Genomic DNA, 25889 nt, shown 5'->3' on the forward strand with positions numbered 1-25889 from the left:
AATTTAGTTAGCAACATTGACTCGGGCAAGAACTGAGGTGACCTCTTTCTGCAAACTTGCCAACCAATTGATCCGTTCCCGATTGAATCCCAAAGGAATCCAGTCGACAAGCAGTTTCGCGCCAGATTCCGCCTGACCTTGCGTAAGAAAGCTGAAGCAAGGGCGGCTAGCATCTTCTCCCAACCCAGAATGCCCAGGGTAGAGCAGGACAACATGCGGACATGCGTATGCGTTGGCGTAAGCATTTAACTGGTAGACATCCGATTGACTGACGCCCCACTTTCCATCCTTGTCCTCCGGTTCGAGACGCTTCCACTTCGTATCAATAATGGCGTGAATCCTGGTTCCCTGGAGGAGGCAGAAGTCAGGTCTCATTTGAAAGCGCGAGCTACCATCTATGGCCCTCGTCAGGAAATAGCGAGGTCCCTCTTCGCGCAATGCAAAGCCAGAGGGAAGCGCTTTCCGTATGAGCTTTTCAGTAACCGCCTGAAAGAGCGCATTCATGTCAAAAAGTAGTGTAAAGCCTTCATTTCTCCCAGAGCCAAAATCTGTAGCTCTTTCACAGAGAAACCATTCGGCCATCATCAAGGCACGTTTATAGTGTGCCACCAAGCGATCTGTGCTTAGGCGAAGTAATTCATTTCGTGTCACTCCCACGTCAGCTACTTCGCCGAACCAAATCAGCAGCGTTTCCGAATCGCGCCGTATAGCTGCATGCCCGCCAAAAAGTGCCTTCAGCTTTCGTAGAGCGGCCTTCAAAATGCGGTTATGAGGATTGTCGGCTGTCAGTTCATCAAATTCACAATGCAGACGGTCCCGACGCCCAGGGAATCGTTGTAAGTCGGTCGCGGGATGCCAACGGCCACGAACAACCGGGAGATCATCCTGATGCGTGACATACCGACGGACCAATCCTCGATGGCATAACGCATACACTTCATCACAAAACCAGCGTGCGAGCACCGCAAGCAAGCTATGCGATTGTGAATCCATCTTGTCCCCCATCATGCTGCGAACTGGGAATTCCGAAGCGATTGCCAGCATTCTCAATAAAGTGCCGCGCTCATACCCATAATCGTCGGAAACCTTTGGCAAGATCTCTATCGACAGGTCGCCAGCTTGGATAAGGCCGCAAAAATGCGAGAACTTGATGCATCGATAGCCAGGCACGAATGGTGAAACCGCGTGTTCTTCGCAAACACGGAAAAGTTCTTCCAGCTCCTGCTGTGTAATGTACTTGCCAGAGATGGGGCTAGTTACAACGTGAACACGTTCGTGCTCACGGACGATGAGATGGCGCACTCTCCCCCCCGCTCTAGGAAAGGTCCGTAGCTGCCAACGGTACGCTCTCGTAAAGGGCCCGAAATGAGGAAGCCGGGAATAGTTCATCATCCGGGGCATCTGGACGCAACGAGCGGGCGATGCGCCATACCGGTGCTTCAGATAGTTTCACGACCTCTCTCGATTGAGGACCAAACAACCCTTCCAAGTTTGTCTGCGTTGCTTCAACGAAGGCTTTGGCACCGCCGCTTACTGCCAATACCAACGAAATTCCCTCCCAATCCTCATAGAAATACTCTTGTAGAAGCGGGATGACGCGGTCTCGGAAAGTCGAACGCAAATCATCAATCGAGGTGACCTTACAGAAGTAGGCGTGTCCAATGCATGCATCCCGACCACGTAACACTGTCAAGCGGGCATTCAGCACTAACAACAATCGCCGCAAATCAATCCGACCACCGTCATCATCGGATGGAATGGACCCAGTTTCCTGTTCCCCCGCAATGACACCAGGATTGGGAAGCAATTCACGAAAAACGAAGCGGCGACGTAGGGCGATATCGACCAGAGCTATCGAACGATCCGCCGTGTTCATTGTGCAGTAGATATCGACATTCTCGGGAATGCCGAAAAATTCTTGCGACGTCGGCAGCGTTACTGAGCGACCTGGCTCATACTTTGGCTTGCCGCTTTTGTCGAACCTCAGCCGCTTATCAGATTCCATAAGTGTGATCAGTTCGCCGAAGATCTTTGCGATATTTCCCCGATTCACTTCATCAACTACCAGCGCAAATCGCTTTTTGGGATCCGCAATGGCGCGCTTGCAAAGTGCCTTCAATGCCCCGTCCCGTGTCTTGATTTGGATTTCAGTCCTACCATCTGCGCATTGGACCTCAACTGGGCGTAAGCCCTCGATAAGATCCTCATACGAATAGGAGGGATGAAAAGTAACAAATGTATAGCGGGTTTCGACTTCGCCACTGGCATGCGGCCCAGCAGGAGACACATAGTGCCCACCTGACAGCACTTGATTCATTAGGGTCCACGTCTTGCCCGTCCCAGGCGGCCCGTAAAAAATTACGTTGCGGGGGAATGCTCCCAAATCCAGGCCGGCATCAGTTTCGGGCTCCGTTCCCGCCGCTTGGCCCACCATGTATTCGCTCGATGCTTCCTCGACAGCCAAAGATTTCTCCTCATTCCATAACTCATACAATGGGGAGCGATAGAAGTCCAGCTCCGTCGTCCCATAGACCGATTCGAAATGGTTTCGAATCGCCAGCAGCTGTTTATCAATGGCGCTAGGCGAACCAACATCTGGTCTAAGACCAGCACGGTTTGCCAACTTTTTGACGATATTGCGCTTTTGAGTTGATGAAGCAATCCGTTCGTGAAAGTCCGGCTGGAGCAGGAATAGAAAGATATGCCTCGCCTGTCGATTATGCGGATTCATAACTTTGTCCGATTCCAGCACATCGGCAAGCGAATCAATCCAGCTAACGAAAAGATCGTCTTCTTGCAGCACCGCTTCGCGCTGCTCTCGAGGAAGCCTGATAAGCGCCCGAAACACCAGAAGCGTATATGAAAGTTCGACCCAAAATCCCGTATTAAAGTATGTTCCGGGGTTCCCAACCCCTGATAGCACCTTATCTTGCAGCGCCCAATGATCCTTAGGAAGTTGCAGCCCAGCGTTACTGCAGATTAGTTCAAGATTCTTGCGTTTACCCTGGATGCCGATTAACTTTGCAGGGAACAGATACAACACCCAAGTCACCTCAACCGCCAGCCATTTCGCCTCGTCCGAAGCGGTTGCCAACTGCCCCTTCAACTTGTCGTAGAAATTCCCTGAGCCCATATCCGGTGCGTCGATATACAAGCGTTTCAGTTCATCGAATGCGGATGTCGACCAAACAGACAGGTCAGTGAAAATGGACAGCCCTTCCGTCAAACAGCGCTGCTTCCAGCGTTCGGCTGCAGCCAGAATTGAAGTTATCGGTAGATCGCAGTATCGGCTCATGTTTCGTCTTATACAAAAAGAAATCTGCCAAGTATGTCTTTCAGTAATTGAGCTGGTCAAGAAAAAAGGGAAACTCTCGAAAGCGACAATGAATCCGCTTCCATGTATAAGGCCGGAGGTATGTCCGAATGTCAGACACGACCCCTACTCTTTCGGCACCCTCGGCCTGGACCGCGAACTCGACCCGTCCGATCCCCTTTCCGCCGCCTACCAGCCCCTCTCCCCTAGCCAATCCTGGTACAAACGGGTTGCCTGACGGCGTGTGCAAAATTGCACAACGTGAGTGCAACCCTGTCAGTTTCGCACAGTTGGCAAAACATGCACACTCCTCGCATAACAAAACCCAAGGAGACTTTGATGCGTGTGTCGAAACACAAGTTCATGCTGCGCCGCTCCGTGGCGGCAGTGATGATGACCCTGCCCGCCATCTACGCCCAACCTGTCCTGGCGCAAGACGCCGGCGGGGAAAAGGCTGAAGGCGCGATTGACCGGGTCATCGTGACCGCCCGCAAACGCGAGGAGCTGATCCAGGACGTGCCGGGCGCGGTGACTGCGCTTTCCGGCGCACAGCTGGAAAAGAAGGCGCTGCCTGATATCACAGCACTGACCGATATCGTGCCGAACACCACCCTCAAGGCCTCGCGTGGCACCAACACCACGCTGACCGCCTTCATCCGCGGCATCGGCCAGCAGGATCCGGTGGCCGGCTACGAGCAAGGCGTCGGCATCTACCTGGACGATGTCTACCTGGCCCGCCCGCAAGGCGCCCTGACCGACATCTACGACCTGGAGCGCATCGAAGTCCTGCGCGGCCCGCAAGGCACGCTGTATGGCCGCAACACCATCGGCGGCGCGGTCAAATACGTGACCCGCAAGCTGTCGCCCAACCCGACCTTTGAAATCAAGGGCGCCGTGGGCAACTATGGCCAGCATGACCTGGTCCTGAAAGGCAGCACCCCGGTCAGCGATATCCTGCGCCTCGGCGCCACCGTCGGTACCTTCAACCGCGACGGCTTCGGCAAGAACGTGATCAACGGCCGCGAAAACTACAACAAGGATGTCGGTGCAGCCCGCGTCAGCGCCGAGCTGGTGCCGAACAGCGACCTGTTCATCCGCCTGGCCGGCGACTACACCAAGGACGATTCGCAGCCGAAGCAAGGCTATCGCCTGCTGAACGGCCCGGCGCCTGGCAACGAGCCGCCGCTGGCCGGCGACTACGACACCCGCGCCAACCTGTACAAGGTGAATGGCCACGACCAGGAAGTGACCACCAAGGGCGTCTCGCTGACGATCGACTACAACATCAGCCAGGAGCTGATGTTCAAATCGGTTACCGCGCACCGCTCCTCCAAGTCCTACGCGCCGATCGACTTCGACTCGCTGAACGCGCCGCTGTGGGAAGCACCGGCAATTTACAGCGACAAGCAGGACAGCCAGGAGTTCCAGCTGACCTACGCCGGCTCCAAGTGGCAAGGGGTGGCAGGCCTGTTCTATATGAAGACCAACGCCTTCAACGAATTCGACGTGCTGTATAACGCCTCCGGCGGCCTGTCGCTGCTGACCCGCGACGATATCGATTCCAGGACCTGGGCGGTCTACGCTGACGCCAGCTACAGCGTCACCGACAGCTTCAACGTGAGCGTCGGCGGCCGCTGGACCGACGACGAGCGCGAAGCTGCGATCTTCAAGCGTACCTACCTGGGCCTGGCCGGTTCGCCTAACCTGGGCAATCCGGCAGCCGTGGGCCTGGCTGCCAACACCGATATGGGCAAGGGCGACCTGCACCGCAAGGACAAGAAGTTCACCCCGAAAGTGGGCTTCGGCTGGAAGGTGGCGCCGGAGCACAACGTCTACGGTACCTACCAGAGCGGTTTCAAGGGCGGCATGTACGATCCGCGCATGGACCTGGCGGCAACCGGCGGCCCGAACACCCCGGCCTCGCTGGAGAAGCGCAAGGGCGTCAGTCCGGAGGAAGTCGACACGGTTGAACTGGGCCTGAAATCGTCGCTGAACGGCGGCCGCCTGCAGACCAATGCCGCGCTGTTCTACACCGACTACAAGAACGTCCAGATCGCCGGTTCGATCCCGACCTACAACGCACAGGGCCAGGTAAGCGGCTTCGCCGGCACCCTGACCAACGCCGGCAAGGCCAAGATCAAGGGCGTGGAACTGGAAGCGATTGCCCGCGTGACCGATGCTCTGACCGTGAACGGCATGCTGAGCTACATCGATGCCGAGTACAAGGAGTGGATCGTCGCCAGCGGCGCCAACCTGGTCAACATCGCCAAGAGCGCGGAAATCCAGAACACGCCGAAGATGTCGGCCAACCTGAGCGCTACTTACGAATGGCCGGTCAACGTCATGGGCCGCAGCGGCAGCATGAGCTTCAACAACAGCCTGTCCTACAAGGACAAGGTGTACCAGGCCGAAATCGTGCGTCCGACCGGCGTCGCCTCGCTGGATGCGCTGGTGCCGCAGAACCAGATGCTGGCGCAAGGCGCCTTCGGGCTGTGGGATGCGGGCCTGGTCTGGACCAGTGCCGACCGCCGCCTGCAAATCGGCCTGCACGGCCGCAACCTGACCGACAAGCGCTATAAAGTGGCAGGCTATGCATTCGGTGGCTTCTTCAACACCATCACCACCTACTATGGCGATCCGCGCACTTACAAGCTGACCGCTTCCTATAAGTTCTAAGCTTCAAGAACCAGCCAGGGCGAACAGCCCTGGCTGCGTTTCCGCAAATTCCCTCAGCAAGTTCCACACGGTGCGCACGCGCGGCAGGCGGTACAGGTCGACCGGCGCCACCAGCCAGTACGCACGCTCCACATACACTTCATCCTGCAGAACCGGCACCAGCCGGCCGTCGGTTGCCATGTACGGCGGCGCCATCATCAGGCCCAGGCCCGCTGCTGCGGCTTCGGCTTGCGCCAGCATGCCGGTGCAGCACAGGCGGCGGCGCGGGTTCACGCCCAGTTCGTCGAGGAAGTTCAGCTCGTTGCTGGCCAGGCGGTCCTGCACGTAATCGACAAAGTCGTGTCCCGCCAGGTCGCTGCGTTTCTTGATCGGCGCATGGCGCGCCAGGTAGTCCGGCGAGCCGTACACGTACAGGCGGAAGGAAGCCAGGCGGGTCACCATGTAACGGCCGGTATTCGGCGCATCCAGCGTTACGCCCAGGTCGGCCTCGCGGCTGGCCAGGTTGGCAAAGCGCGGCTGCACCAGCAGGTCCACCGCCAGCTCGGGATAGTTTTGCAGGAAGCCGGCCAACAGCGGCGTGATGAAACGCACACCCAGCGCTTCCGGTACGCCCAGGCGCACCACGCCGCGGATGCCGACTTCGGTGCCCGACAGCTGCCCCTGTGCGGCCAGCAAGGCGCTCTCCATCGCTTCCGCATGCGGCAGCACGGCATGCCCCATCTCGGTCAGTTCATAGCCTTCACGCGAGCGGTCGAACAGCGTGGCGCCCAGCTGCTGCTCCAGGCGGTCGATGCGGCGCGATACGGTGGTGTGCTCCACTTCCAGCCGGCGCGAGGCGCCGGACAGCGTGCCGGCACGCGCCAGCTCGAGGAAGAAACGCAGGTCAGTCCATTCGGGCAGTGTTTTCATGCGGCGTATTGTGCATCATTTTCCGGCGTTGTAGTGTTGCTGTGCAAAATTGCACACACGGTGGGCGCCGCCACCAGTTCAAGCTTCGATGCATTTCTTGCACACTGCACGCTCCTGCAACGCTGCCAACGAGGCCTATGTATTCCGAGATCAGCTACATCAGCGACGATGGATTGCGCCTGTATGCGCGCGATTATCCTGCCGCCAGCGGCGCCGCGCGCCTGCCCGTCATCTGCATCCACGGCTTGACGCGCAATTCGGCCGACTTCGAAGATGTCGCGCCATGGATTGCAGCGCAAGGCCGGCGCGTGATCGCGGTCGATGTGCGCGGCCGCGGCAACTCCGATTACGATCCCAAGCCGGACCGCTACACGCCAGCCGTCTACGCCAACGACGTGGTCAAGCTGGCGAACGACCTGGGCATCGAGCGCGCGGTTTTCATCGGCACCTCGATGGGCGGTTTGATCACCATGACCCTGGCGGTGCGCAAATCGAGCCTGATCGCGGCAGCGGTGCTGAACGATGTGGGGCCCGCACTTTCCGAGCGCGGCCTGTCGCGCATCCGCAGCTACACCGGCAAGGGCGAGGCGTTCACCAGCTGGCAGCAGGCGGCGGATTACATGAGCAGCATCAACGCGGTGGCCTTCCCCGGGAACACGGCGCAGGAATGGGAGCGCTGGGCGCGCCGCGCCTTCCGCGAGGACCGCGACGGCCACCTGGCTTTGCGCTACGACCCGAATATCGCGGTACCGATCCGCGCCAACAAGCTTAAAGCCACCTCGCTGGCCGCGCACTTCGCCTTCCGCCGCCTGGCGCGGCGCCGTCCCACCATGCTGATACGCGGCGGTACGTCCGACCTGATCGAGCCGGAACAGGCCAATGCGATGCGCGCCGCCGCGCCGGGCATGCTGTATGCCGAAGTACCCGGCATCGGCCACGCTCCGATGCTGTCCGAACCCGCCGCACAGGAAGCGCTGCGCAGCTTCCTCGATAGCGTGGATTGAACTATATTGGGCGGAGACGGAGACACTGAATGAAAAAATACCTACCGCTGATCCTCGCTCTCGCGCCTGCCTTCGCGCCGGCGCAGGAACTGAAGGTCGCGCTGATCACGGGCAAGACCGGCATCCTGGAGCCCTATGCCAAGGAGACCGAAGCCGGCTTCATGCTGGGCCTTGAATACCTTACCAAGGGTAAGATGGAAATCAAAGGCCGCAAGCTGAAGGTCATCGTCAAGGATGACCAGAGCAAGCCTGACCTGGGCCGCACCATGCTGGCCGAGGCCTATGGCGACGACAAGGTCGATATCGCTGTCGGTACCAGTTCTTCCGGCTCGGCCATCGCCATGCTGCCCATCGCCGCCGAATACAAGAAGGTGCTGATCGTCGAACCGGCGGTGGCCGACGCGATCACCGGGGAGAAGTGGAACAAGTACATCTTCCGTACCGCACGCAACTCGATGCAGGACGGCCTGGCCGCCGCTTCGACCTTCAAGCAAGGCAGCGTCGCCTTCCTGGCGCAGGACTACGCCTTCGGCAAGGATGCGGTGAAAGCCGCGCGCGAAGCGCTGGCGTTGACCGGTTCCAAGGCCAATATCGTGCACGAGGAATACGCGCCGCAAAACGCCACCGACTTCACCGCTTCCGCCCAGCGCATCTTCGACAAGCTGAAAGACAAGCCGCAGCCGCGCATCCTGCAAATCATCTGGGCCGGCCCCAACCCGATGAACAAGATCGCCGACATGAAGCCTGAACGCTACGGCATCACGCTGGCGCCGGGCGGCAACATCCTGCCGGTATTGAAGACCTGGAAGGCTTTCGGCGGCACCGAAGGCACCATCTATTACTACTACGCCTTCCCCAAAAACCCGATGAACGACTGGTTCGTGGCCGAACACATGAAGCGCTACAAATCGCCGCCCGACATGTTCACCGCCGGCGGCTTCACCGCAGCCAGCGCGGTGGTCACGGCATTGGCCAAGGCTGGCGGCGGCGATACCAAAAAACTGATCGAAGCCATGGAAGGCATGGAATTCGACACCCCGAAAGGCCGCATGCAATTCCGCACGGAAGACCACCAGGCCATGCAGCCCATGTACCACTTCCGCATCAAGAAGGAGCAGAAGAATGAATGGGACCTGCTGGAACTGGTGCGCGAAATCCCGGCTTCCGAGCTGCCCGTCCCTGTCAAGAACAAGCGCTGAACCATGACCCCTCTGCTGTCTACACGCGGACTGACGATCCGTTTCGGCGGCCACACGGCCGTCGATAACGTCAGCGCCGATTTCCATGCGGGCCAGCTGACGGTAATCGTCGGCCCGAATGGCGCCGGCAAGACCACCTACTTCAACCTGATGTCGGGCCAGCTGCCCGCCACCGGCGGCCAGGTGCTGCTGCGCGGCGTGGATATCACGCGCAACGGCCCGGCAATGCGCACCCGCAAAGGCATCGGCCGCGCCTTTCAGCTGACCAACCTGTTCCCGCATTTAAGCGTGCATGAAAACGTGCGGTTGGCGGTGCAGGCGCGCGCCAACGCCGGCATGAAGCTATGGTCGATCTGGTCCAGCCACACGGAGCTGATCGAGCGCGCCGACCATTACCTGGAGCGCGTATCCCTGGCGGCGCGGCGCGACACCCCGGTGGCCGCCCTGTCGCACGGCGACAAGCGCAAGCTGGAAGTGGCGATCCTGCTCGCCCTGGAGCCGGACGTGATGATGTTCGACGAACCCACCGCCGGCATGAGCGTGGATGAGGTGCCCGTCGTGCTGGACCTGATCCACCAGGTCAAGGCTGAACGCAACAAGGCCGTGCTGCTGGTGGAGCACAAGATGGACGTGGTGCGCGCGTTGGCCGACCGCATCATCGTGCTGCACCATGGCGCATTGGTGGCAGATGGCGAACCCGCCGCCGTCATGTCCTCCGCCATCGTGCAGGAAGCCTATCTCGGGACTGCAAGCTATGACTGACGCCCTGCTCAAACTGTCCGGCGTGCACACGCACATCGGCGAATACCACATCCTGCAAGGGGTCGACCTGGCCGTGCCGCGCGGCGGCCTGGCCGTGCTGCTTGGCCGCAACGGCGCCGGCAAGACCACCACCCTGCGCACCATCATGGGCCTGTGGCAGGCCAGTGCCGGCAAGGTCGAATTCAATGGCCGCGACATCAGCAAGCTGCGCACACCGGATATCGCGCAGGCAGGTATCGCCTACGTGCCGGAATCGATGGCGGTGTTCAGCGACCTGACCGTGCGCGAAAACCTCTACCTGGCCGCCCGCAGCGGGCCGATGGACACGGCCCGGCTGGAATGGATCTTCTCCTTCTTCCCGGCGCTGAAGAAGTTCTGGAACTACCCGGCGGGCAACCTGTCCGGCGGCCAAAAGCAGATGGTCGCCATCGCACGCGCCATTATCGAGCCGCGCGAGCTGCTGCTGATCGACGAGCCGACCAAGGGCCTGGCCCCGGCCATCATCCAGAGCCTGGCCGACGCCATCCGCCAGCTCAAAGGCCAGACCACGGTGCTGCTGGTGGAGCAGAACTTCAACTTCGTGCGCCAGCTGGGCGACACCGTGGCTGTGATGGATGACGGCCGCATCGTCCACAGCGGCGCCATGGCCGAACTGGCCGCCGACCGCGCCCTGCAGGAACGCCTGCTCGGCCTGGCCCTCGATTCCCACCAATGAGCAAAATGAGCGAAACCACCCTACCTTCGGTCCCTCGCGACTACATTCCCATGCTGCTGGCGCCAGCGCTCATGCTGGCCATGCTGCCGCTGGTCGGCAGCTTGCCGACCTGGGTTACCCTGACCGTGGCCGGCCTGGCCATGGGCATGATGATCTTCATCATGTCCAGCGGCCTGACACTGGTGTTCGGCCTGATGGACGTGCTCAATTTCGGCCACGGCGCCTTCGTCTCCGTCGGCGCCTTCGCCGCCACCCTGGTGCTGGTGCCGATGCAAGGCTGGCTGGAAGCCGACTCGCTCGGCGTGAACCTGGCCGCGCTGGGCCTGGCGATCGCCGTGGCCATGGCGGTGACGGCGGTGCTGGGCTGGATCTTCGAACGCGTCATCATCATGCCGGTCTACGGCCAGCACCTGAAACAGATCCTGATCACCATGGGCGGCATGATCGTGGTGGAGCAATTGATCCACGTGATCTGGGGCGCCGACCACAAGCCCATGCCGTTGCCGACCGCGCTGCGCGGGGCCATCGTGCTGGGCGACGCTGCGATCGAGAAGTACCGCCTGCTGGCGGTCGCCGTCGGCGTGATCGTGTTCGTCACACTGACGCTGGTGCTGAACCGCACCAAGCTTGGCCTGCTGATCCGCGCCGGCGTGGAAAACGGCGAAATGGTGGAAGCCCTCGGCTACCGCATCCGCCGCCTGTTCATCGCCGTGTTCGCGGCCGGCTCCGCGCTGGCCGGCCTGGGCGGCGTGATGTGGGGCCTGTACAAGGAAACGCTGACCGCCACCATGGGCGGCGAAGTGATGGTCATGATCTTCATCACCATCATCATCGGCGGCCTGGGCTCGGTGGGCGGCTGCTTCATCGGCGCGATGCTGATGGCGCTGACCGCCAACTATGCCGGCTTCCTGGCGCCCAAGTTCGCGCTGGTATCCCATATCGTGCTGATGATCGCCATCCTGCTGTGGCGCCCTGCTGGCCTGTCGAGGAAATAATGCTGAATACCCTGTTCTCCGGCGACCTGCCGCGCAGCCGCACGCTCGGCATCCTGCTGTCCCTGGTGGTGCTTGGCCTGGCACTGGCGCCCTTCATCACCACCGGCGCGCGGCCGCTGAATACCGCCGCCACCATCTGCATCTATATCGTGCTGGTGGCGTCGTACGACCTGCTGCTTGGCTACACCGGCATCGTCTCGTTCGCGCACACCATGTTCTTCGGCATCGGCGCCTACGGCGTCGGGCTGGGCTTCGTCGGCATGACGCCCACCTGGGGCGGAGCTGCGATCGGCCTGGCGGCCGCGCTGGTATTGACCCTGGTACTGGCCCTGGTCATCGGCCTGTTTGCCCTGCGCGTGCGCGCCATCTTCTACGCCATGATCACGCTGGCCGTCGCTTCATCCTTCGCGGTGCTGGCCTCCCAGCTTTCCGACTGGACCGGCGGCGAGGACGGCAAAACCTTCGACGTGCCGGAGCTGCTTTCGCCCGCCAACGAGTTCGGCGAGTTCATGGGCCGTATCGTGGACGGCAAGGTACTCACCTACTACATCGTGTTCTTCTGCGCCGCGCTGATCTTCCTGGCCCTGCTGCGGGTGGTGAACTCGCCCTTCGGCCGCGTGCTGCAAGCCATCCGCGAAAACGAATTCCGCGCCGAGGCGCTGGGATACCGCACCGTGTTGTACCGCATTGCCGCCAATTGCATCGGCGCGCTGGCCGCAGCGCTGGCGGGGGCGCTGTTGGCGCTGTGGCTGCGCTATGTCGGTCCGCGCACCACCCTGGGCTTCGAAGTGATGACCGACATCCTGCTGATCGTGGTGATCGGAGGCATGGGTACGATGTACGGCGCGGTGCTTGGCACCGTGCTCTTCATCCTCGCCAACAACTACCTGAAAGCCCTGATGGCCAAGGCCGGCGGCGCGCTGGCCGGCATACCGGTACTGGAAGCGGCCCTGCATCCGGACCGCTGGCTGTTGTGGCTCGGCATCCTGTTCATCCTCGCCATCTATTTTTTCCCGAGCGGGATCGTGGGCAGGCTCAATCGCGCGGCAGGCCGGCCGAATACTTAGCGATCACAGCTTCGATACGGCCCTCGGCGCGCAGCGCAGCCATGCCGCGCCGCAGTTCGGCCGCAAACTGCTCATCGACCAGCCGCCGCGACAAGTGCAGCTGCACCTCGCGCACATTGACCACGAACGAGGCGCCTAGCTGGTTGCGGCGGATGCCCAGCTTGCGCATCGCATAGAGAACCCCCGGCCGGCCGCCGACGATGGCGTCGATGCGCTTTTCCATCAGCATCTGGAAGCCTTGCACGTGGTCGGTGACTTCGTAATGGCGTATCGCCTTGTCATCCATGAGCTCGGGGCCGTAATCAGTGCCGCGTATGCGCGCCACGGTCAATCCATGCAGGTCACTGATGCGGTGCAGGTCAGTGCCGGCGCGGCCGATGGCAATGGTCTCCAGCGACCACACCGCGCCCGCCGGCACCGCCACTTCCGAGATGGCGGGGCTGGGCATGGCCAGCAGCATGTCGACCCGGCCGGAGCGCAGCAGCGCCAGCGTGCGGGCATACGGCGCCACCACCACTTCCGTGGGGCGGCCAAGGTTCCGGCCCAGCATTTCGAACACTTCGGTAAAGGCGCCCGATACGCGGCCCTGGGAATCGATCACGCCATAGGGTTCGATCTGCATCACGGCAGCGCGCAATGGCCGGCGTTCGGCGGCGGCATGCGGCGCGGCGCCCAGCGCCAGCAAGCCTGGCAGGCAGGCAAGCAGGCGCCGACGCCGGGCCAGGTCCATGGTTCAGGTCCCGGCGGTGGCGCTTGGACGCTCGGCGATGCGGTCGCGCCAGGCCTGCAGCGCGGTCAGCCCGGCCTCGCCCGGACGGAATTTCATCAAGCCGCGCGCGAACTCCATGGCGCAGAAGGCGGTGATGTCGGCGATGGTAAAGCGATCGCCCGCAACGTAGGCCTGGCGCGACAGCACGCCATCCAGCCACTGGGCGTTCTCACGGAATTTGCCGCCTTGCGACGTGCCGAAGTCGGGGAACTGCGGGTTCTCCAGCGATGCGAAACCAGGATGGGAATGGCGGATGCAGTTGGCGGCAATCGCAAACAGGTGCAGTTCCATGCGGCGGTCGGCCATTTCAATGAAGGCGCGTTCTTCGTGGCCTTCGCCCATCAGGTTGGGCGCCGGGTGCAGGCCCTCCAGGTAGGTGCAGATAGCGCGCGTTTCGCACAGGATGCGGCCATCGTCCAGCTCCAGCGCCGGTACCCGGCCGAAGGGGTTCACCGCCAGGTAGCTCTCGCTGCGATGCTCGCCGGCGCCCAGGTCGACCATCTGCTGGTCAATCCGGATGCCCTTCTCCGCCATGAACATGGCGACGCGGCGAGGGTTGGGGGCGCGTGGGGCGGTGTACAGCTTCATTTAGTCTCCTGATGATGGGCGGCCGGATTGACCGGTTTCCAGCATTTTGCGCGCCTCGGCGGCAAATTGCTCCGCTTTTTCAGCATTGTCGGGGCGAACCAACACCTCGCTGGGCGGGCGCTCGATGCCGCGCTGTACCGCGGGACGCGCGCGGATCTGCTGGATCCAGCGCTGCAGGTGCGGCATGCCCTCGGTCTCCACGCCGGACCAGCGGTGGGTGCGCACCCAGGCCCAGTTGGCGATATCCGCAATCGAATATTCGCCGGCCAGGAATTCATGGTCGGCCAGGCGCGCGTCCAGCACCTTGAACAGGCGCCGGCACTCGCCTTGGTAGCGGTCGATAGCCGGCTGGATCTTTTCCGGGAAATAGCGGTAGAACACATTGGCCTGGCCCATCATGGGTCCGATGCCGCCCATCTGGAACATCAGCCATTGCATGACCAGCGAGCGCGCCTTGAAGTCCTGCGGCATCAGGCGCCCGGTCTTTTCCGCCAGGTAGACCAGGATGGCGCCCGACTCGAACACGGCAAAGTTGTCATTGGCCCGGTCGATGATGGCGGGGATGCGCCCGTTCGGGTTAATGGCTTTGAACCACGGCTCTTTCTGCTCGCCCTGCCCCAGGTTCAGCACATGCAATTCATAGGGCAGTTCCAGTTCTTCAAGCGCGATGGAAATCTTGTGGCCATTCGGCGTGGCGGCGGTGTACAGGTCGATCATCGGAAAAAGATAACACAGCAGGCAAAAAAAAACCGGCCGATTGGGAGGGGGCCGGTGAAAAACGCTTTTTAAGGCGCGGGGATAGAAGAAAGAAATCGTGCCGGATTGAGGAATCCGGCAACCCGGCGCACAGCTTTGCTGTACGCTATGGAACTACTTTGCCACCTTTCCTTTGCTCAAGGCTTAGGAGTTCATTAAGAAACAAAATATTTACGCGGCAAAAAAAAACCCGCGACGAGCGCGGGTGAAGGGATTCAAATCGGGAGAGATTTGAAAGTGCAAGGGGGTGATATTCAAATCGCTAAATCTGAAATATCACAACTTCCTATAAGATAGTACAATTTTTATAATAGAAACTCTCCAATAGTCACAATGCGGGAAAAAATTTGTAAATGGACCATTTACTTCGCGCTTGCGATTAGCGCGCTGGCCATTTCCGCCTGCACCACCAAGCCACCGCAAGCGCCCGCCGCGCCGGCGCCAGCCCCGCAACTTTCGGCCGCACAGCAGGCCCACCGTATCGTCAGCGGCGAATCACTGGTCGCCATCACGGTGCGCCGCAGCGGCCCGCTGGCGCGCATGGGCCACGACCACGTGGTCGCCACGCGCCAGCTGGAGGGATTTGTGGATACCGCCAAAGGACAAACCGAGCTGCGCTTCCGCCTCGACCAGCTCACGGTGGATGAGCCCGACCTGCGCAAGCAAGCCGGCCTGGAAACCCAGCCATCGGCCGATGCCATCGATGGCACGCGCAGGAATATGTTCAGCAAGGTATTGCAGGCCGAAGCGCACCCGTGGGTGCTGGTACGGGCCGCGCTTGAAGGCGGCACGCTGGCGGCGGACATCACGCTGCATGGCGTGACGCGCCGCTACCAGGTGCCGGTCGACCTGCGCGAGGATGGCGGCGCGCTGCAGGCGCGTGGCGCCTTCACCGTCAAACAGAGCGACTTCGGCATCACCCCGTTTTCCGTGTTCGGCGGCGCGCTGGCCGTGAAGGATGAATTGGAGCTGCGTTTCGCGATCAGCGCGCGACGATAAGACGCAGACCCAGGCCAACAAAGATTGCCCCGGCACCACGGTCCAGCCACAGTCCCGCACGTGGATTTCGGTTAATCCACTTGCCCACCGCGCCCGAGAAATAGCCCAGGGCGCCGAACAGCAAGCACGCCTGCAGGGTGAACAGCAAGCCCAGCTGGGCAGTCTGCCAGCTGGCGTCGCCCCGGCCCGCGACAACGAATTGCGGCAGGAAGGACAGGAAGAACAGCACCACCTTGGGATTGATCGCATTGGCGAACAGCCCCTTCGCAAACAGCTTGCCCAGCGACTCTTCCGGCAAGGCCGCCTGCCCCACCTGCGCTCCGCCCTTGCTGCGCAGTGCGCCGATTCCCATCCAGATCAGATACAGTCCACCAGCAACCTTCAGCGCCGTAAATGCCGTCGGCGAGGCAGCGATCAGCGCCCCAACTCCCAGCGCCGCCAGGATCGTATGGCTCAGGCAACCGAGGGCGCAGCCCAGGCCGAACACGACGCCCTGCTTGCGCCCGCGCGACATGCCCATACTTAACACCATCAGGTTATCGGGACCGGGGGAAACAGTAATCAGCATGGCGGCGGCCAGGAAGGCCAGCCCTTGTTCTGGAGATATCAACACCGTGGACTTTCAAGGTGAAATTAGGGAGCAAGGATGATACACCAATAACAAATGTCGCCGTTGTCCATTACAATATTGCTACTGAGGAGATCATTCAAAATTGTTTTCTTCGTTTGCTTCGCTATTTGATAATCCGGCATCCCTGATAATAATCGCGGGATTGGCGGCGCTTATCCTGCTGCTTTGGCAAAACTGGCGCCTGCGCCGGCGCTTGTCCGACAGCGAAGCCACATTAAAGAAGCTCCAGCTGCAAAACGAAAAGCTGGGCCGCCACCGCATCGACTTCCTGGCTGCGATGAGCCACGACATCCGCACCCCGCTGGCCGGCGTGATCGGCATGCTCAAGTTTGCCCTGCGCGACAGCAGCATTGCCGACCGCACCGTTGAGTACCTGCGCATCGGCCTGAAGAACAGCGAAGCCCTGCTGGCCATGCTGAACGACTTGCTGGATTTCTCGCGCATCGACGCCGGCCGGCTCTCCATCAGCACCCAGGACCTGGACCTGATCGACGTCATCGACGAAGCCATCACCATCCTGCGCCCGCAAGCGGACGCCAAGGCCCTGCTGCTGCGCTGCGAGCTGGCGCCGGGCCTGCCGCGCCATGTGCAGGGCGACCCCAACCGCATCCGCCAGATCCTGCTCAACCTGCTGGGCAACGCCATCAAGTTCACCGAGCGCGGCGAGGTACGCCTGCGCGCCTCGGGCGAAACTGCCGATGGCCTGGCGCGCATCGGCTTCAGCATCAGCGATACCGGCCCTGGCATTCCGCTGGAAATGCTGCCGCGCCTGTTCCGCAAGTTCGAGCCGGCCGACCTGTCCTCCACCCGCCGCACCGAAGGCCCGGGCCTGGGCCTGGCCATCTGCAAGGAGCTGGTGGACCTGATGGGCGGCCACATCGAAGCCGACACCCGCCTCGGCAAGGGCACCACGGTGCGCTTCACGCTGCCGCTGGCCCTGGGCGGCCCGCCAGAACGCGACCCGCTTAATGTGCCGGCCCACCTGCGCCATACCCATCGCCTGCGCGTGCTGTGCGCCGAAGACGTGCGCACCAACCAGATCATCATCACCACCCTGCTGGAAGGCATGGGCCATGAGGTGGTGGTGGCGGAAAACGGCCTGGAAGCCCTGCGCGCCCTGCACAGCGAGGATTTCGACATCGTGCTGATGGATGGCCGCATGCCGCAGATGGATGGCGAACAGGCCGCCCGCCTGATCCGCCGCGGCGGCAGCCTCGACCTGCCGGTACGCGACCCGCTGGTGCCCATTATTGCGCTCACTGCCAACGGCACCGACCTGGACCGCGCGCGCTACCGCGCCGCCGGCATGGACGGTTTCCTCAGCAAGCCGGTCGACGAGCGCCTGCTGTACGACCAGCTGGAAAAGACCATCACCCAGCTGCTGGCGCGTGGCCGCCAGTTGCCGCGCACTGCACCGACGCTGGCCGAACTCGATGATATGTTCGGCGTCGAGCCCGCCAGCACGGCGATCCACATCCTGCCGCTCAGCGGCATGACGCCGCGCCACCAGCAGCGCATCGCCCAAGCCTTCCTGGAAGAAGCGCCGCGCCGCCTGGACGAAGGCCGGCTGGCCTTGCAGCATGGCGACGGCGAAGGCGCCACCAGCGCCTTCCACGCGCTGAAAGGCAGTTGTGGCTACCTGAGCGCGCCGGAGTTGCACACCCTGTGCCACCAGATGGAAAAAGCCAGCGCCGCCGGCGACCTGCAAGCGGCGGCCGCACTGTTGCCGGAACTCGAGACCCACATCCTGCAAGCTTGCGCCGACCTGCGGCGCGACGATACGATAGCGGCATGACGACACAACGCGCCTGGGTGCGCATGCCTTCCGGCCGCCGGCTGGACCTGCTGGACCCCACGCCCTTCGATTGGGACGATTCCGACCTGGCGCTGGGCCTGGCCCGCACCTATCGCTGGGGCGGCCACTCCGCCTGGCCCTTGCCGCTTTCCGTCGCCCAGCATTCGATCACCGTGCTGCAATTGCGGCGCATGTGGTCGCCCACCCCGCTGGACCCGCTGTCCTCCCTGCGCGAACTGCTGCACGACGCCGAAGAGGGCTTGCTCGGCTTCGACTGTATTTCCGTGCTCAAGCCCTTCCTCGGCGACAGCTTCCGCGAGCTGAGCAAACGGCTGGAACAAGCTGTCTTCCTGCGCTACGGCTTGCCGGCCTGGACGCCCAAGGATTACCAGGTGCACAAGCGCGCCGACCGGCTGGCGGCGGCCAGTGAAGCGGTGCATGTGGTGGGCTGGAGCGGTGAAGAAGTCAAACGCACATTGAAGATCACGGCCGTGCCCCTGGATGAAGATCCGTTGCATGTCTTATACGGTGAAAGGGCCTGGGAACCATGGCCGCCGGGCCTGGCATGCGAGCGTTTTCTTGCTGAGCTGAACCGGCTAAAGGACGCAGCCTCATAGACCAGATGATAAAATTGCTCTAATACGAAGTTTTTAAAGACGAATTTCTAGTTATCCACTTTCACTGTGGATAAACGTGTGGAAAAGCGGGTCTTGACAGCCTGTTTCGCCTGTAACGGCGCGGCTTTCAACAAATTGCCCAATTCTTTGGCAAGACGCTAGACTCAATAAAATCAATGACTTAGCGAGTGCAGGCATATGCTTTCTTGCAACTCACTGGGCTGTTGGAAAATATTTTGACAAAAGCCCTGCCGCAGAATAGTGTGTCCACAATGGATGAAGGGAAAATGCATGGACGTGAATGTTCCTGAGGACGACGCAGCAGAAGGTTGGATGATTGACGATGAGGCGCAAGCCGGCTCAGCTGAACAGGCGGCTGGCGCCACTCCTGCGCCATGGCGGGTACTGATCGTTGATGATGATGTCGACGTCCACGTCGTCACCAAGTTCTCCCTTAGCAATGCGTGCTTCATGGGACGCCGCCTCAGCTTCCTCCACGCCTACTCAGGCGAAGAGGCGCTCACCACCCTGCGCAACAATCCCGACGTGGCGCTGGTGCTGCTGGACGTGATCATGGAAACCAGCGATGCCGGCCTGCGTGTCGCCAACCAGATCCGCTCCGAGCTGAAGAATGAACTGGTGCGCATTGTCCTGCGTACCGGCCAGCCCGGCCAGGCGCTGGAGCACAGCATCATCCTCGATTACGACATCAACGATTTCTGGTGCAAGACCGACCTCACCACGCGCAAGCTGTTCACGACGGTGATTTCCTCGCTGCGCAATTACGCCGACCTGCAGCAGCTGCAAGCCCAGCTGGCCAAATACAACCAGCACCGCGAACTGTTCGCCAGCATCCTGAAGGGTTTGCAGAAGGGTGAAGCATGGTCGGGCCAGCTGGTCATCGGCCAGCCTGCCTCAACTGTGGATATCCAGGTCCAGCCTGGGGCGGAACCGGGCAGTTTCAGCGCTTCCGGCCGCATCATCAAATAACTACTGTATGCATTTACAGTAGTTATTTTACCTCCATTTAGCCTCTAATTTCGGCCAACCCGCGCTAAGTGGCGGATTGAAAAGGGCTTTTTGCATTATCCACATTGTTTGTGGATATCTTTGTTGATAAGGGGGTCTTGACAAGGCAAACAGCCCTCAACGACGCCATTTCCAACAAACTGCCCGTTCAATGTGCAGAAAAAAGCACGTTCAAAATCAAGCACTTACAAACTCACGAATTATCACACGCAATCTTTAAGTAATTAAAGTCGCGCGTTACTTCTCGTTAATTCTTGTGCATAACCTGAGCAGCTGAGCGCCGTTTGGCGGGCTGCAGCAAGACGCGCTGGATGATGGCGGGCGGGATATTGTGGGACTTCATGTACTCCACCGCACACAGGGTGCTGAAGCTGGCTTGCACTTCGATACCACGATCAACGATTTCACTACGCGCAACATCGGCGCGGGGGGTGTGGTGCAACAATTCCATAGGACACCTTCGGGCGGGATGGGCGGTCAAGGAAGTATTAACCAGAAATCAAAGAAGTCAATGCCACCCCCGCAACACCTAACAGCCCAGCTCGTGTCCACCTTGGGGTCAGGCTCTTTGGTAGACATGGGCAGAGCCCGTGTCTACCAAAGAGCCTGACCCCAAGGTGGACACGAGCTCGGCTGTGTTAGCGGTTCTGGTAGCCGCCGTAGTGCTTCACCGGGCTCCACTCCGGCTGGATGGGCGGGGCTTCGGGGGCGTAACGGCCGAAGTCGGGTCCGGCGTGGACAATGCGGCCGTTGACCACGGTGAGCGCGCTCTCCAGTGTCTTGATGTCGGCTTCCGGGATGCTGAAGTAGTCTTTCGGCAGCACCACCAGGTCGGCATACTGGCCGCTGGCGATCTGACCTTTGACCTTCTCCTCGCCGCTGAACCAGGCGCTGCCCGCTGTCATCAGCTTCAGCGCTTCGTAGCGGGTCAGGCGGTCTTTCGCCTGCCACATCGACAGTCCGCCGGCAGTCTTGCCGCTCACCGCCCAATAGATCGCCGGCCACGGCCCGTAGCTGGACACCCGCGTGCCATCCGTCCCCAGCCCGACCGGGATCTTCATCTCCAGCATCTTGCGGATCGGCGGCATCTGGCGCGTCTGCGCGCCGTAGCGCTTCCAGTAATGCTCTCCCTGGAAGTACATGCGGTCCTGCACCGCCACGCCGCCGCCCAGCTTCTTCACGCGCGCCAGCTGGTCGTCGGTAATGGTTTCGGCGTGGTCGAAGAACCAGCGCAAGCCGTTGAATGGCAGTTCGCGGTTCACCTTCTCGATCACCGCCAGGTCGCGCTCAATCGATTCGCCATAGGTCGCGTGGATGCGGAAGGGCCAGCGGTTTTTCACCAGCAGCCGCAGCACCGGTTCCAGTTCGCTTTCCATGTGCGCCGGCATGTCCGGCCGCGGTTCCAGGAAGTTCTCGAAATCGGCCGCGCTCCAGACCAGGTTCTCCCCTGCCCCTTCGGTGTTGTAGCCGTTCGCATAGAACATATGGTCGTTGCGGTCCGGCTTCGTCAGCGTCAGCCAGCGCTGGTAATCCTCCAGCTCCTTGCCCGGCTTTTGCGCGAACAGGTAGTAGGAGGTGCGCACGGTCAGCTTGCCGTCCTTGGCCAGCTCCAGGCTGATGGAATAGTCGTCCGGGTAGGCCTGCCCGCCGCCGCCCGCATCGATGGCGCTGGTCACGCCCAGGCGGTTCATCTCGCGGTAGTAATGGATGGTGGAGTTCAGCTGCTGTTCGCGCGGCAGCGCGCCGGTCTTGCCCAGCGTGGAATACAGCACCATCGCATTCGGCTTGGCCACCAGCAGGCCGGTCGGCTTGCCGTCCGCACCCAGCTCCACTACGCCGTCCTTGTACTTCGTATCCTTGTCATAGCCCAGGACTTCAATACCCTTGCGGTTCAGGTAGCCAAGGCCGTACAGGTAAAGAATGAAGACCGGCTTGTCCGGCACCGCTTCATTGATTTCTTCCAGGGTCGGCAGGCGCTTCTCTTCGAACTGGAATTCGTTGAAGCCGCCCACCACTTTGATCCACGCGCCCTCCGGCGTGCGCGCCGCCTGCTCGCGCAGCATCTGCATGGCGCGCTTGAGCGAGGTAACGCCGTCCCAGCGCAGCTCCGCGTTGTAGTTCAGGCCTTCGCGGATGATGTGGACGTGGGAGTCGTTCAGGCCCGGTATGACCGTGCGCCCGCCGGCATCGATCACCTGCGTGCCGGGCTTCTTCAGCTTGAGCACCTGGGCATTGCTGCCCACTGCGGTGATGATGCCGCCCTTGATGGCTACTGCCTGCGCGAAGCTGCCTTCGCGCGTCATCGTGGCGACTTTGCCATTGGTGATGATCATGTCCGTCGCATAGGCATGCGACAGCGAGGCAGCCATCAAGGCTGCGGCCAGGAGCGGGCGGGCCATGGCCTTACTCCTTGATTGCTTCGATCGAGAAGCCCAGGGTCACTTCGTCGCCGACGTGCGGGGCATATTTACCGGCGCCGAATTCCGAACGCACGATCTTGGCGCTGGCGTTGGCGCCGCAAGCGTCCTTCTTAAGCATCGGGTGCGGCATGCAATGGAACGAAGTCACTTCCAGCTTGACCGGCTTGGTCACGCCTTTGATGGTCAGGCTGCCGTCCACCGACACCAGCTTGTCGCCGACGAAGTTGAACTTGGTGGACTTGTAAGTGATGGCCGGGTACTTGGCGGAATCGAAGAAGTCCGGGCCCTGCAGGTGGCCGTTGAAGGTGTCATAGCCGGTGTTGACCGACTTCGGGTCGATGGTCACTTCCACCGAGCCGGTCTTCGCTGCGCGGTCGATCTGGATCTTGCCGACGGTGCTATTGAACTTGTTCACCTGGGTCGAATAGCCGAAGTGGCTGTATTCGAAGCGGGAGAAGGAGTGGGTCGGGTCGATATTGTAGGTCTCCGGCGCGGCGGATGCGGCGAGGGAGAAACCAGCGGCGAGGGCGAAGGCGATCAGCTTTTTCATTGTCAGAGCTCCAAGTGGGATTGATGGACCATTATGCGACGACAACCGATCAGTGTAAAACGCATAATATGCGCGCAACCAATCGACTTTTTCGATAAAAGCCTCTCAATCGCTGCGCAACTGTGCCTGCGAGATATTGCTGTTCGGGGGTACGCCCTGGGTCAGCCAGGTATTGCCGCCGATAGTCGACCCGGCGCCGATGGTGATCCGTCCCAGCACGGTGGCGCCGGCATAGATCACCACATCGTCCTCCACGATAGGATGGCGCGGTGTACCTTTGATCAGCTTACCCGATTCGTCGGCCGGGAAGCGTTTTGCACCGAGCGTGACGTGCTGGTACAGGCGCACCCGTTCGCCGATGATGGTGGTCTCGCCGATCACCACGCCGCTGCCATGGTCGATGAAGAAGCTGGCGCCGATCTGCGCCGCCGGGTGGATGTCGATGCCGGTACGCGAATGCGCGATGTCGCTGATGATGCGCGCAATGAACGGTGCGCCAAGGCGATGCAGGCTGTGCGCCAGGCGGTAGTGCAGGATCGCCAGCATGCCCGGATAGCACAGCATGATTTCGGCAATCGAGGTCGCCGCCGGGTCGCCCGCATACGCGGCCTGCACGTCGGACACCAGCAGCGAGCGCACCTGCGGCAGCGAGGCGGCGAACGCGCGTGTGATCGCCAGCGCATCGCGCTCCTCGCTTTCCCCGAACTGCAGCCCGCGCCGCACCTGCTCGTGCAGGCGGTCCAGCGTCGTATTCAGCGTATCGCCGACAAAGTAGTCGATGCTTTCGTCAGTCAGGTTCGGACGGCCGTAATGCGTGGGAAACAGCGCGGCCGCCAGCCCTTCCAGGATTTGCACCAGCTCCGCGCGCGACGGCAATTCGCGTACGCGCCCCTGGTGACGGATGTTGTGGGTCGCTTCGCGCGACACGCGCAGCTGGCGGACGACATCGTCCAGGTCCCAGCGTGCTGCGCCGCTCGCGGCGCCGTAAGAATCGTTAGCCATAAGGCACAAGCATATCGAGCACGCGCCGAAAAACGAAAGAAACTGTTCGCACAAGCTTATGCCTCCAGCGCATAAGCAGTGTTGCCGCAATTCCCTTACAATGACGCCCACATGAAGAACATCCTGCTTACCCTGCTGCTCGCCGGCCTGACCATGGTCGGCCCGCTGGCGATCGACACCTACCTGCCATCCTTCCCGGCGATCGCCGAGACCTTCAGCGCCAGCCCGATGGCGATCCAGCAGACCCTGAGCCTGTTCCTGTTCACCTTTGCCTTCATGATGCTGTTCTACGGCACCCTGTCGGACAGTTTCGGCCGCCGGCCGGTGATCCTGTGGTCGCTGGTGCTGTATGTGCTGGCCTCATTGGGCGGCGCCATCGCCGGCTCCTTCGGCTTCCTGCTTGGTGCGCGTATCCTGCAAGGCCTGGCCTCCGGCGCCGGCTCGGTGATCGGCCGCGCCATCGTGCAGGACCGCTTCGAAGGGATGGAAGCCCAGAAAATCCTCGGCAACATCATGATGGTGTTCGGCCTGGCGCCTGCCATTGCGCCGGTGCTGGGCGGCTGGCTGCAGGTTTCTTTCGGCTGGCGCTCGATCTTCTGGTTCCTGACCGCCTTCGGTGTGCTGATGTGGATCGCTGTATGGCGCTGGCTGCCGGAAAGCCTGCCGGTAGAAAAACGCCACCCGCTGCACCTGGGCGCCATCGCCCGCAATTACTGGATGGTGCTGCGCCACCGCTGCTTCCTGCTGCTGTCGATTTCGCTGGGGGCGGCCTTTGGCGGCTTTGCGCTGTATATCGGCTCGGCCGCCTATTTCATCATGCATATCCTGAAGCTGCCGGAAACCGCCTTCGCCTGGCTGTTCATCCCGCTGATCAGCGGCCACGTGCTGGGCGCAACCGCCAGCGGCAAGCTGGCGCACAAGGTCGCGCCGGCAAAACTGATCCGCGGCAGCTTCGCGCTGATGGCCGTTTCCGCTGTGCTGAATGTGGCCTATAACTGGTTCTTCGCGGCGACCGTGCCGTGGGCTGTGCTGCCGCTATTCCTGTATTCGTTCTCGCTGGCGCTGGCGATGCCGCCGCTGACCCTGGCCGGCATGAACCTGTTCCCCAACCACAGCGGCCTGGCGGCGTCGATGCAATCGTTCCTGCAGATGATGCTGTTCGCGCTGGTGTCCGGCCTGGTGGCGCCGCTGCTGTTCGGCAGCGCGCTGCACCTGTCCTTCGGCCTGGTGGCCTGCCTGGTGGTCAGCTACGCGGCCTACCATCTGGCTCAGGGCCAGGGCGCCGGCGTCACTTCCTGATATTGCGGGCCGCCCTGCTCCGGCTCCGGCGCGGGCTCGGGCGGGGCATGCCCCAGGCGCAAGCTGGCGGGCAGGCCCAGTCCCAGGATTTCCTTACGCCCTTCCACAAAGTCAGAAGTGCTGAGCGGATGCTCGCGGTCCGGCCAATTGGCGATGGCCCACTTCTGCACCTCCACATAGCGTTGCCACACTTCGGTGACAAATTTCCGCCTGATTTCATCATCCATCACGCTCTCCTCGGTGTTTGGCCCACTCTACACCAGTTAAGAATTCCTTGATTTTCTCTGCCTAGGCAGTATAATTGATTCACAAATGAAGGAAACCACCATGAACGACGCATCCTGGAACACCCTGCGCGGCGGCTTTCTCGGCTATCTGCTGAGCCAAACCCGCAATGCCGCATTCAACGACCTCGCAGTCGAGCTGGAGCCGATGGGCATTACCTGCGCCCAGTTCCGCGTGGTGGCCGGCATCGCGCACAAGCGCGCCAATACCCTGAGCGACTTCGCCCGTTACCTCGATTATGACACCGGCGCCATGAAGCGTCTGCTGGACCGGGTCGAGGAAAAAGGCCTGATCCGCCGCGTGCCCTGCCCGGCCGACCGCCGCACCCTGAACCTGGAGCTGACCGACGAAGGCCAGGCCTTGTACCCGCAGCTGATGGCCGCGGTGAAGAAAGTCCACGAGCGCATGCTGCAGGGCTTCAGCCCGCAAGAAGAAGAACAGCTCCAGAACCTGCTGCAGCGGATTACCGCCAACACCCTGCACGGCTAAATTTTTTTGCCCTTAATTCT

At 61.4% G+C, this 25889-nt stretch carries 25 protein-coding genes; 13 read left to right on the forward strand and 12 right to left on the reverse strand.

Features of this window, described 5'->3' with window-relative positions; translation table 11 throughout:
* Window positions 1–3 precede the first annotated feature (3 nt).
* Entirely contained in the window at window positions 4–1302 is a 1299-nt protein-coding gene (locus AAHE99_RS00110) for an McrC family protein (protein WP_342113153.1), read from the reverse strand.
* A gap of 13 nt (window positions 1303–1315) precedes the next feature.
* A complete protein-coding gene (locus AAHE99_RS00115) occupies window positions 1316–3295 on the reverse strand; it encodes an McrB family protein (protein ID WP_342113154.1) in 1980 nt (659 codons plus the stop codon).
* Window positions 3296–3652: 357 nt separating this feature from the next.
* Between AAHE99_RS00115 and AAHE99_RS00120 the strand changes: the two genes are divergently transcribed.
* Window positions 3653–5989: a TonB-dependent receptor gene (locus tag AAHE99_RS00120; RefSeq protein WP_342113157.1), complete on the forward strand. Its 2337-nt coding sequence runs from the start codon at window positions 3653–3655 to the stop codon at window positions 5987–5989.
* A gap of 3 nt (window positions 5990–5992) precedes the next feature.
* On the opposite strand, the gene AAHE99_RS00125 is transcribed toward AAHE99_RS00120, so the two are convergent.
* Window positions 5993–6898 (reverse strand): LysR family transcriptional regulator, encoded by a 906-nt coding sequence (locus AAHE99_RS00125; protein ID WP_342113160.1) that lies wholly within the window; start codon window positions 6896–6898, stop codon window positions 5993–5995.
* 137 nt (window positions 6899–7035) lie between these two features.
* Between AAHE99_RS00125 and AAHE99_RS00130 the strand changes: the two genes are divergently transcribed.
* Genes AAHE99_RS00130 through AAHE99_RS00155 form a run of 6 tightly spaced genes read left to right on the forward strand, consistent with a single transcriptional unit; the run spans window position 7036 to window position 12640 of the window.
* Window positions 7036–7902, forward strand: coding sequence for an alpha/beta fold hydrolase (locus AAHE99_RS00130; protein ID WP_342113162.1), 867 nt, complete (start codon window positions 7036–7038; stop codon window positions 7900–7902).
* 29 nt (window positions 7903–7931) lie between these two features.
* Window positions 7932–9101 (forward strand): substrate-binding domain-containing protein, encoded by a 1170-nt coding sequence (locus tag AAHE99_RS00135; RefSeq protein ID WP_342113164.1) that lies wholly within the window; start codon window positions 7932–7934, stop codon window positions 9099–9101.
* A gap of 12 nt (window positions 9102–9113) precedes the next feature.
* Window positions 9114–9863, forward strand: coding sequence for an ABC transporter ATP-binding protein (locus AAHE99_RS00140; protein WP_342113869.1), 750 nt, complete (start codon window positions 9114–9116; stop codon window positions 9861–9863).
* Window positions 9856–10578, forward strand: coding sequence for an ABC transporter ATP-binding protein (locus AAHE99_RS00145; RefSeq protein ID WP_342113166.1), 723 nt, complete (start codon window positions 9856–9858; stop codon window positions 10576–10578). The genes AAHE99_RS00140 and AAHE99_RS00145 overlap by 8 nt, the downstream gene beginning before the upstream one ends.
* Window positions 10575–11573 (forward strand): branched-chain amino acid ABC transporter permease, encoded by a 999-nt coding sequence (locus tag AAHE99_RS00150; protein ID WP_446728880.1) that lies wholly within the window; start codon window positions 10575–10577, stop codon window positions 11571–11573. The genes AAHE99_RS00145 and AAHE99_RS00150 overlap by 4 nt, the downstream gene beginning before the upstream one ends.
* The gene (locus AAHE99_RS00155; protein WP_342113169.1) at window positions 11573–12640 is read left to right on the forward strand and encodes a branched-chain amino acid ABC transporter permease; all 1068 of its coding nucleotides are present in this window, start codon (window positions 11573–11575) and stop codon (window positions 12638–12640) included. Before AAHE99_RS00150 ends, AAHE99_RS00155 begins: the two co-directional genes overlap by 1 nt.
* On the opposite strand, the gene AAHE99_RS00160 is transcribed toward AAHE99_RS00155, so the two are convergent.
* Genes AAHE99_RS00160 through AAHE99_RS00170 form a run of 3 tightly spaced genes read right to left on the reverse strand, consistent with a single transcriptional unit; the run spans window position 12609 to window position 14714 of the window.
* Entirely contained in the window at window positions 12609–13370 is a 762-nt protein-coding gene (locus tag AAHE99_RS00160) for a substrate-binding periplasmic protein (RefSeq protein WP_342113171.1), read from the reverse strand. The two genes, AAHE99_RS00155 and AAHE99_RS00160, sit on opposite strands and share 32 nt — an antisense overlap.
* Before the next feature lie 3 nt (window positions 13371–13373).
* Window positions 13374–13997 carry a glutathione S-transferase family protein gene (locus AAHE99_RS00165; RefSeq protein WP_342113173.1) on the reverse strand — a complete coding sequence of 208 codons (624 nt, stop codon included), beginning with the start codon at window positions 13995–13997 and terminating at the stop codon, window positions 13374–13376.
* Window positions 13998–14714, reverse strand: coding sequence for a glutathione S-transferase family protein (locus AAHE99_RS00170; RefSeq protein ID WP_342113174.1), 717 nt, complete (start codon window positions 14712–14714; stop codon window positions 13998–14000). It lies immediately after the preceding gene.
* A 372-nt stretch (window positions 14715–15086) separates the two neighbouring features.
* Here AAHE99_RS00170 and AAHE99_RS00175 point away from each other — a divergent pair, with 372 nt between their 5' ends.
* Window positions 15087–15752, forward strand: a complete 666-nt coding sequence (locus AAHE99_RS00175; RefSeq protein ID WP_342113176.1) for a YceI family protein — start codon at window positions 15087–15089, stop codon at window positions 15750–15752.
* Here the strand turns inward: AAHE99_RS00175 and AAHE99_RS00180 are convergent.
* Window positions 15736–16320 carry a LysE family translocator gene (locus AAHE99_RS00180; protein ID WP_342113871.1) on the reverse strand — a complete coding sequence of 195 codons (585 nt, stop codon included), beginning with the start codon at window positions 16318–16320 and terminating at the stop codon, window positions 15736–15738. The genes AAHE99_RS00175 and AAHE99_RS00180 overlap by 17 nt on opposite strands.
* A 205-nt stretch (window positions 16321–16525) precedes the next feature.
* Here AAHE99_RS00180 and AAHE99_RS00185 point away from each other — a divergent pair, with 205 nt between their 5' ends.
* The 3 genes from AAHE99_RS00185 to AAHE99_RS00195 all read left to right on the forward strand — a co-directional run bounded on the left by AAHE99_RS00185 (window position 16526) and on the right by AAHE99_RS00195 (window position 19785).
* Entirely contained in the window at window positions 16526–18178 is a 1653-nt protein-coding gene (locus tag AAHE99_RS00185; RefSeq protein WP_342113178.1) for an ATP-binding protein, read from the forward strand.
* Window positions 18175–18795 carry a phosphohydrolase gene (locus AAHE99_RS00190; RefSeq protein ID WP_342113180.1) on the forward strand — a complete coding sequence of 207 codons (621 nt, stop codon included), beginning with the start codon at window positions 18175–18177 and terminating at the stop codon, window positions 18793–18795. Before AAHE99_RS00185 ends, AAHE99_RS00190 begins: the two co-directional genes overlap by 4 nt.
* Before the next feature lie 333 nt (window positions 18796–19128).
* Window positions 19129–19785: a hypothetical protein gene (locus AAHE99_RS00195; RefSeq protein ID WP_342113182.1), complete on the forward strand. Its 657-nt coding sequence runs from the start codon at window positions 19129–19131 to the stop codon at window positions 19783–19785.
* A gap of 286 nt (window positions 19786–20071) precedes the next feature.
* On the opposite strand, the gene AAHE99_RS00200 is transcribed toward AAHE99_RS00195, so the two are convergent.
* The 4 genes from AAHE99_RS00200 to epsC all read right to left on the reverse strand — a co-directional run bounded on the left by AAHE99_RS00200 (window position 20072) and on the right by epsC (window position 23796).
* Window positions 20072–20275, reverse strand: a complete 204-nt coding sequence (locus tag AAHE99_RS00200) for a hypothetical protein (RefSeq protein WP_342113184.1) — start codon at window positions 20273–20275, stop codon at window positions 20072–20074.
* Window positions 20276–20462: 187 nt separating this feature from the next.
* Window positions 20463–22223 (reverse strand): amidohydrolase, encoded by a 1761-nt coding sequence (locus AAHE99_RS00205; protein ID WP_342113186.1) that lies wholly within the window; start codon window positions 22221–22223, stop codon window positions 20463–20465.
* 4 nt (window positions 22224–22227) lie between these two features.
* Window positions 22228–22794 carry a YceI family protein gene (locus AAHE99_RS00210; protein ID WP_342113188.1) on the reverse strand — a complete coding sequence of 189 codons (567 nt, stop codon included), beginning with the start codon at window positions 22792–22794 and terminating at the stop codon, window positions 22228–22230.
* A 105-nt stretch (window positions 22795–22899) separates the two neighbouring features.
* Window positions 22900–23796, reverse strand: a complete 897-nt coding sequence (gene epsC, locus AAHE99_RS00215) for a serine O-acetyltransferase EpsC (RefSeq protein WP_342113190.1) — start codon at window positions 23794–23796, stop codon at window positions 22900–22902.
* Window positions 23797–23907: 111 nt separating this feature from the next.
* Here epsC and AAHE99_RS00220 point away from each other — a divergent pair, with 111 nt between their 5' ends.
* Window positions 23908–25095, forward strand: coding sequence for a multidrug effflux MFS transporter (locus AAHE99_RS00220; protein ID WP_342113192.1), 1188 nt, complete (start codon window positions 23908–23910; stop codon window positions 25093–25095).
* On the opposite strand, the gene AAHE99_RS00225 is transcribed toward AAHE99_RS00220, so the two are convergent.
* Window positions 25065–25322: a hypothetical protein gene (locus AAHE99_RS00225; protein ID WP_342113194.1), complete on the reverse strand. Its 258-nt coding sequence runs from the start codon at window positions 25320–25322 to the stop codon at window positions 25065–25067. The two genes, AAHE99_RS00220 and AAHE99_RS00225, sit on opposite strands and share 31 nt — an antisense overlap.
* A gap of 100 nt (window positions 25323–25422) precedes the next feature.
* On the opposite strand from AAHE99_RS00225, the gene AAHE99_RS00230 reads away from it, so the two are divergent.
* Window positions 25423–25869, forward strand: a complete 447-nt coding sequence (locus tag AAHE99_RS00230) for a MarR family winged helix-turn-helix transcriptional regulator (protein WP_342113196.1) — start codon at window positions 25423–25425, stop codon at window positions 25867–25869.
* Window positions 25870–25889 lie beyond the last annotated feature (20 nt).

This window comes from Pseudoduganella sp. OTU4001 (genome assembly GCF_038440195.1).
GTDB lineage: Bacteria > Pseudomonadota > Gammaproteobacteria > Burkholderiales > Burkholderiaceae_D > Rugamonas.

Coding starts and splice junctions, on each gene's coding strand:
- AAHE99_RS00220 (WP_342113192.1), top strand. CDS start 23,908: ATGAAGAACATCCTGCTTACCCTGCTGCTCGCCGGCCTGACCATGGTC.
- AAHE99_RS00175 (WP_342113176.1), top strand. CDS start 15,087: ATGCGGGAAAAAATTTGTAAATGGACCATTTACTTCGCGCTTGCGATT.
- AAHE99_RS00205 (WP_342113186.1), bottom strand. CDS start 22,223: ATGGCCCGCCCGCTCCTGGCCGCAGCCTTGATGGCTGCCTCGCTGTCG.
- AAHE99_RS00230 (WP_342113196.1), top strand. CDS start 25,423: ATGAACGACGCATCCTGGAACACCCTGCGCGGCGGCTTTCTCGGCTAT.
- AAHE99_RS00210 (WP_342113188.1), bottom strand. CDS start 22,794: ATGAAAAAGCTGATCGCCTTCGCCCTCGCCGCTGGTTTCTCCCTCGCC.
- AAHE99_RS00135 (WP_342113164.1), top strand. CDS start 7,932: ATGAAAAAATACCTACCGCTGATCCTCGCTCTCGCGCCTGCCTTCGCG.
- AAHE99_RS00125 (WP_342113160.1), bottom strand. CDS start 6,898: ATGAAAACACTGCCCGAATGGACTGACCTGCGTTTCTTCCTCGAGCTG.
- AAHE99_RS00180 (WP_342113871.1), bottom strand. CDS start 16,320: ATGCTGATTACTGTTTCCCCCGGTCCCGATAACCTGATGGTGTTAAGT.
- AAHE99_RS00160 (WP_342113171.1), bottom strand. CDS start 13,370: ATGGACCTGGCCCGGCGTCGGCGCCTGCTTGCCTGCCTGCCAGGCTTG.
- AAHE99_RS00150 (WP_446728880.1), top strand. CDS start 10,575: ATGAGCAAAATGAGCGAAACCACCCTACCTTCGGTCCCTCGCGACTAC.
- AAHE99_RS00130 (WP_342113162.1), top strand. CDS start 7,036: ATGTATTCCGAGATCAGCTACATCAGCGACGATGGATTGCGCCTGTAT.
- AAHE99_RS00190 (WP_342113180.1), top strand. CDS start 18,175: ATGACGACACAACGCGCCTGGGTGCGCATGCCTTCCGGCCGCCGGCTG.
- AAHE99_RS00165 (WP_342113173.1), bottom strand. CDS start 13,997: ATGAAGCTGTACACCGCCCCACGCGCCCCCAACCCTCGCCGCGTCGCC.
- AAHE99_RS00115 (WP_342113154.1), bottom strand. CDS start 3,295: ATGAGCCGATACTGCGATCTACCGATAACTTCAATTCTGGCTGCAGCC.
- AAHE99_RS00155 (WP_342113169.1), top strand. CDS start 11,573: ATGCTGAATACCCTGTTCTCCGGCGACCTGCCGCGCAGCCGCACGCTC.
- AAHE99_RS00200 (WP_342113184.1), bottom strand. CDS start 20,275: ATGGAATTGTTGCACCACACCCCCCGCGCCGATGTTGCGCGTAGTGAA.
- AAHE99_RS00225 (WP_342113194.1), bottom strand. CDS start 25,322: ATGGATGATGAAATCAGGCGGAAATTTGTCACCGAAGTGTGGCAACGC.
- AAHE99_RS00120 (WP_342113157.1), top strand. CDS start 3,653: ATGCGTGTGTCGAAACACAAGTTCATGCTGCGCCGCTCCGTGGCGGCA.
- AAHE99_RS00145 (WP_342113166.1), top strand. CDS start 9,856: ATGACTGACGCCCTGCTCAAACTGTCCGGCGTGCACACGCACATCGGC.
- epsC (WP_342113190.1), bottom strand. CDS start 23,796: ATGGCTAACGATTCTTACGGCGCCGCGAGCGGCGCAGCACGCTGGGAC.
- AAHE99_RS00195 (WP_342113182.1), top strand. CDS start 19,129: ATGATTGACGATGAGGCGCAAGCCGGCTCAGCTGAACAGGCGGCTGGC.
- AAHE99_RS00170 (WP_342113174.1), bottom strand. CDS start 14,714: ATGATCGACCTGTACACCGCCGCCACGCCGAATGGCCACAAGATTTCC.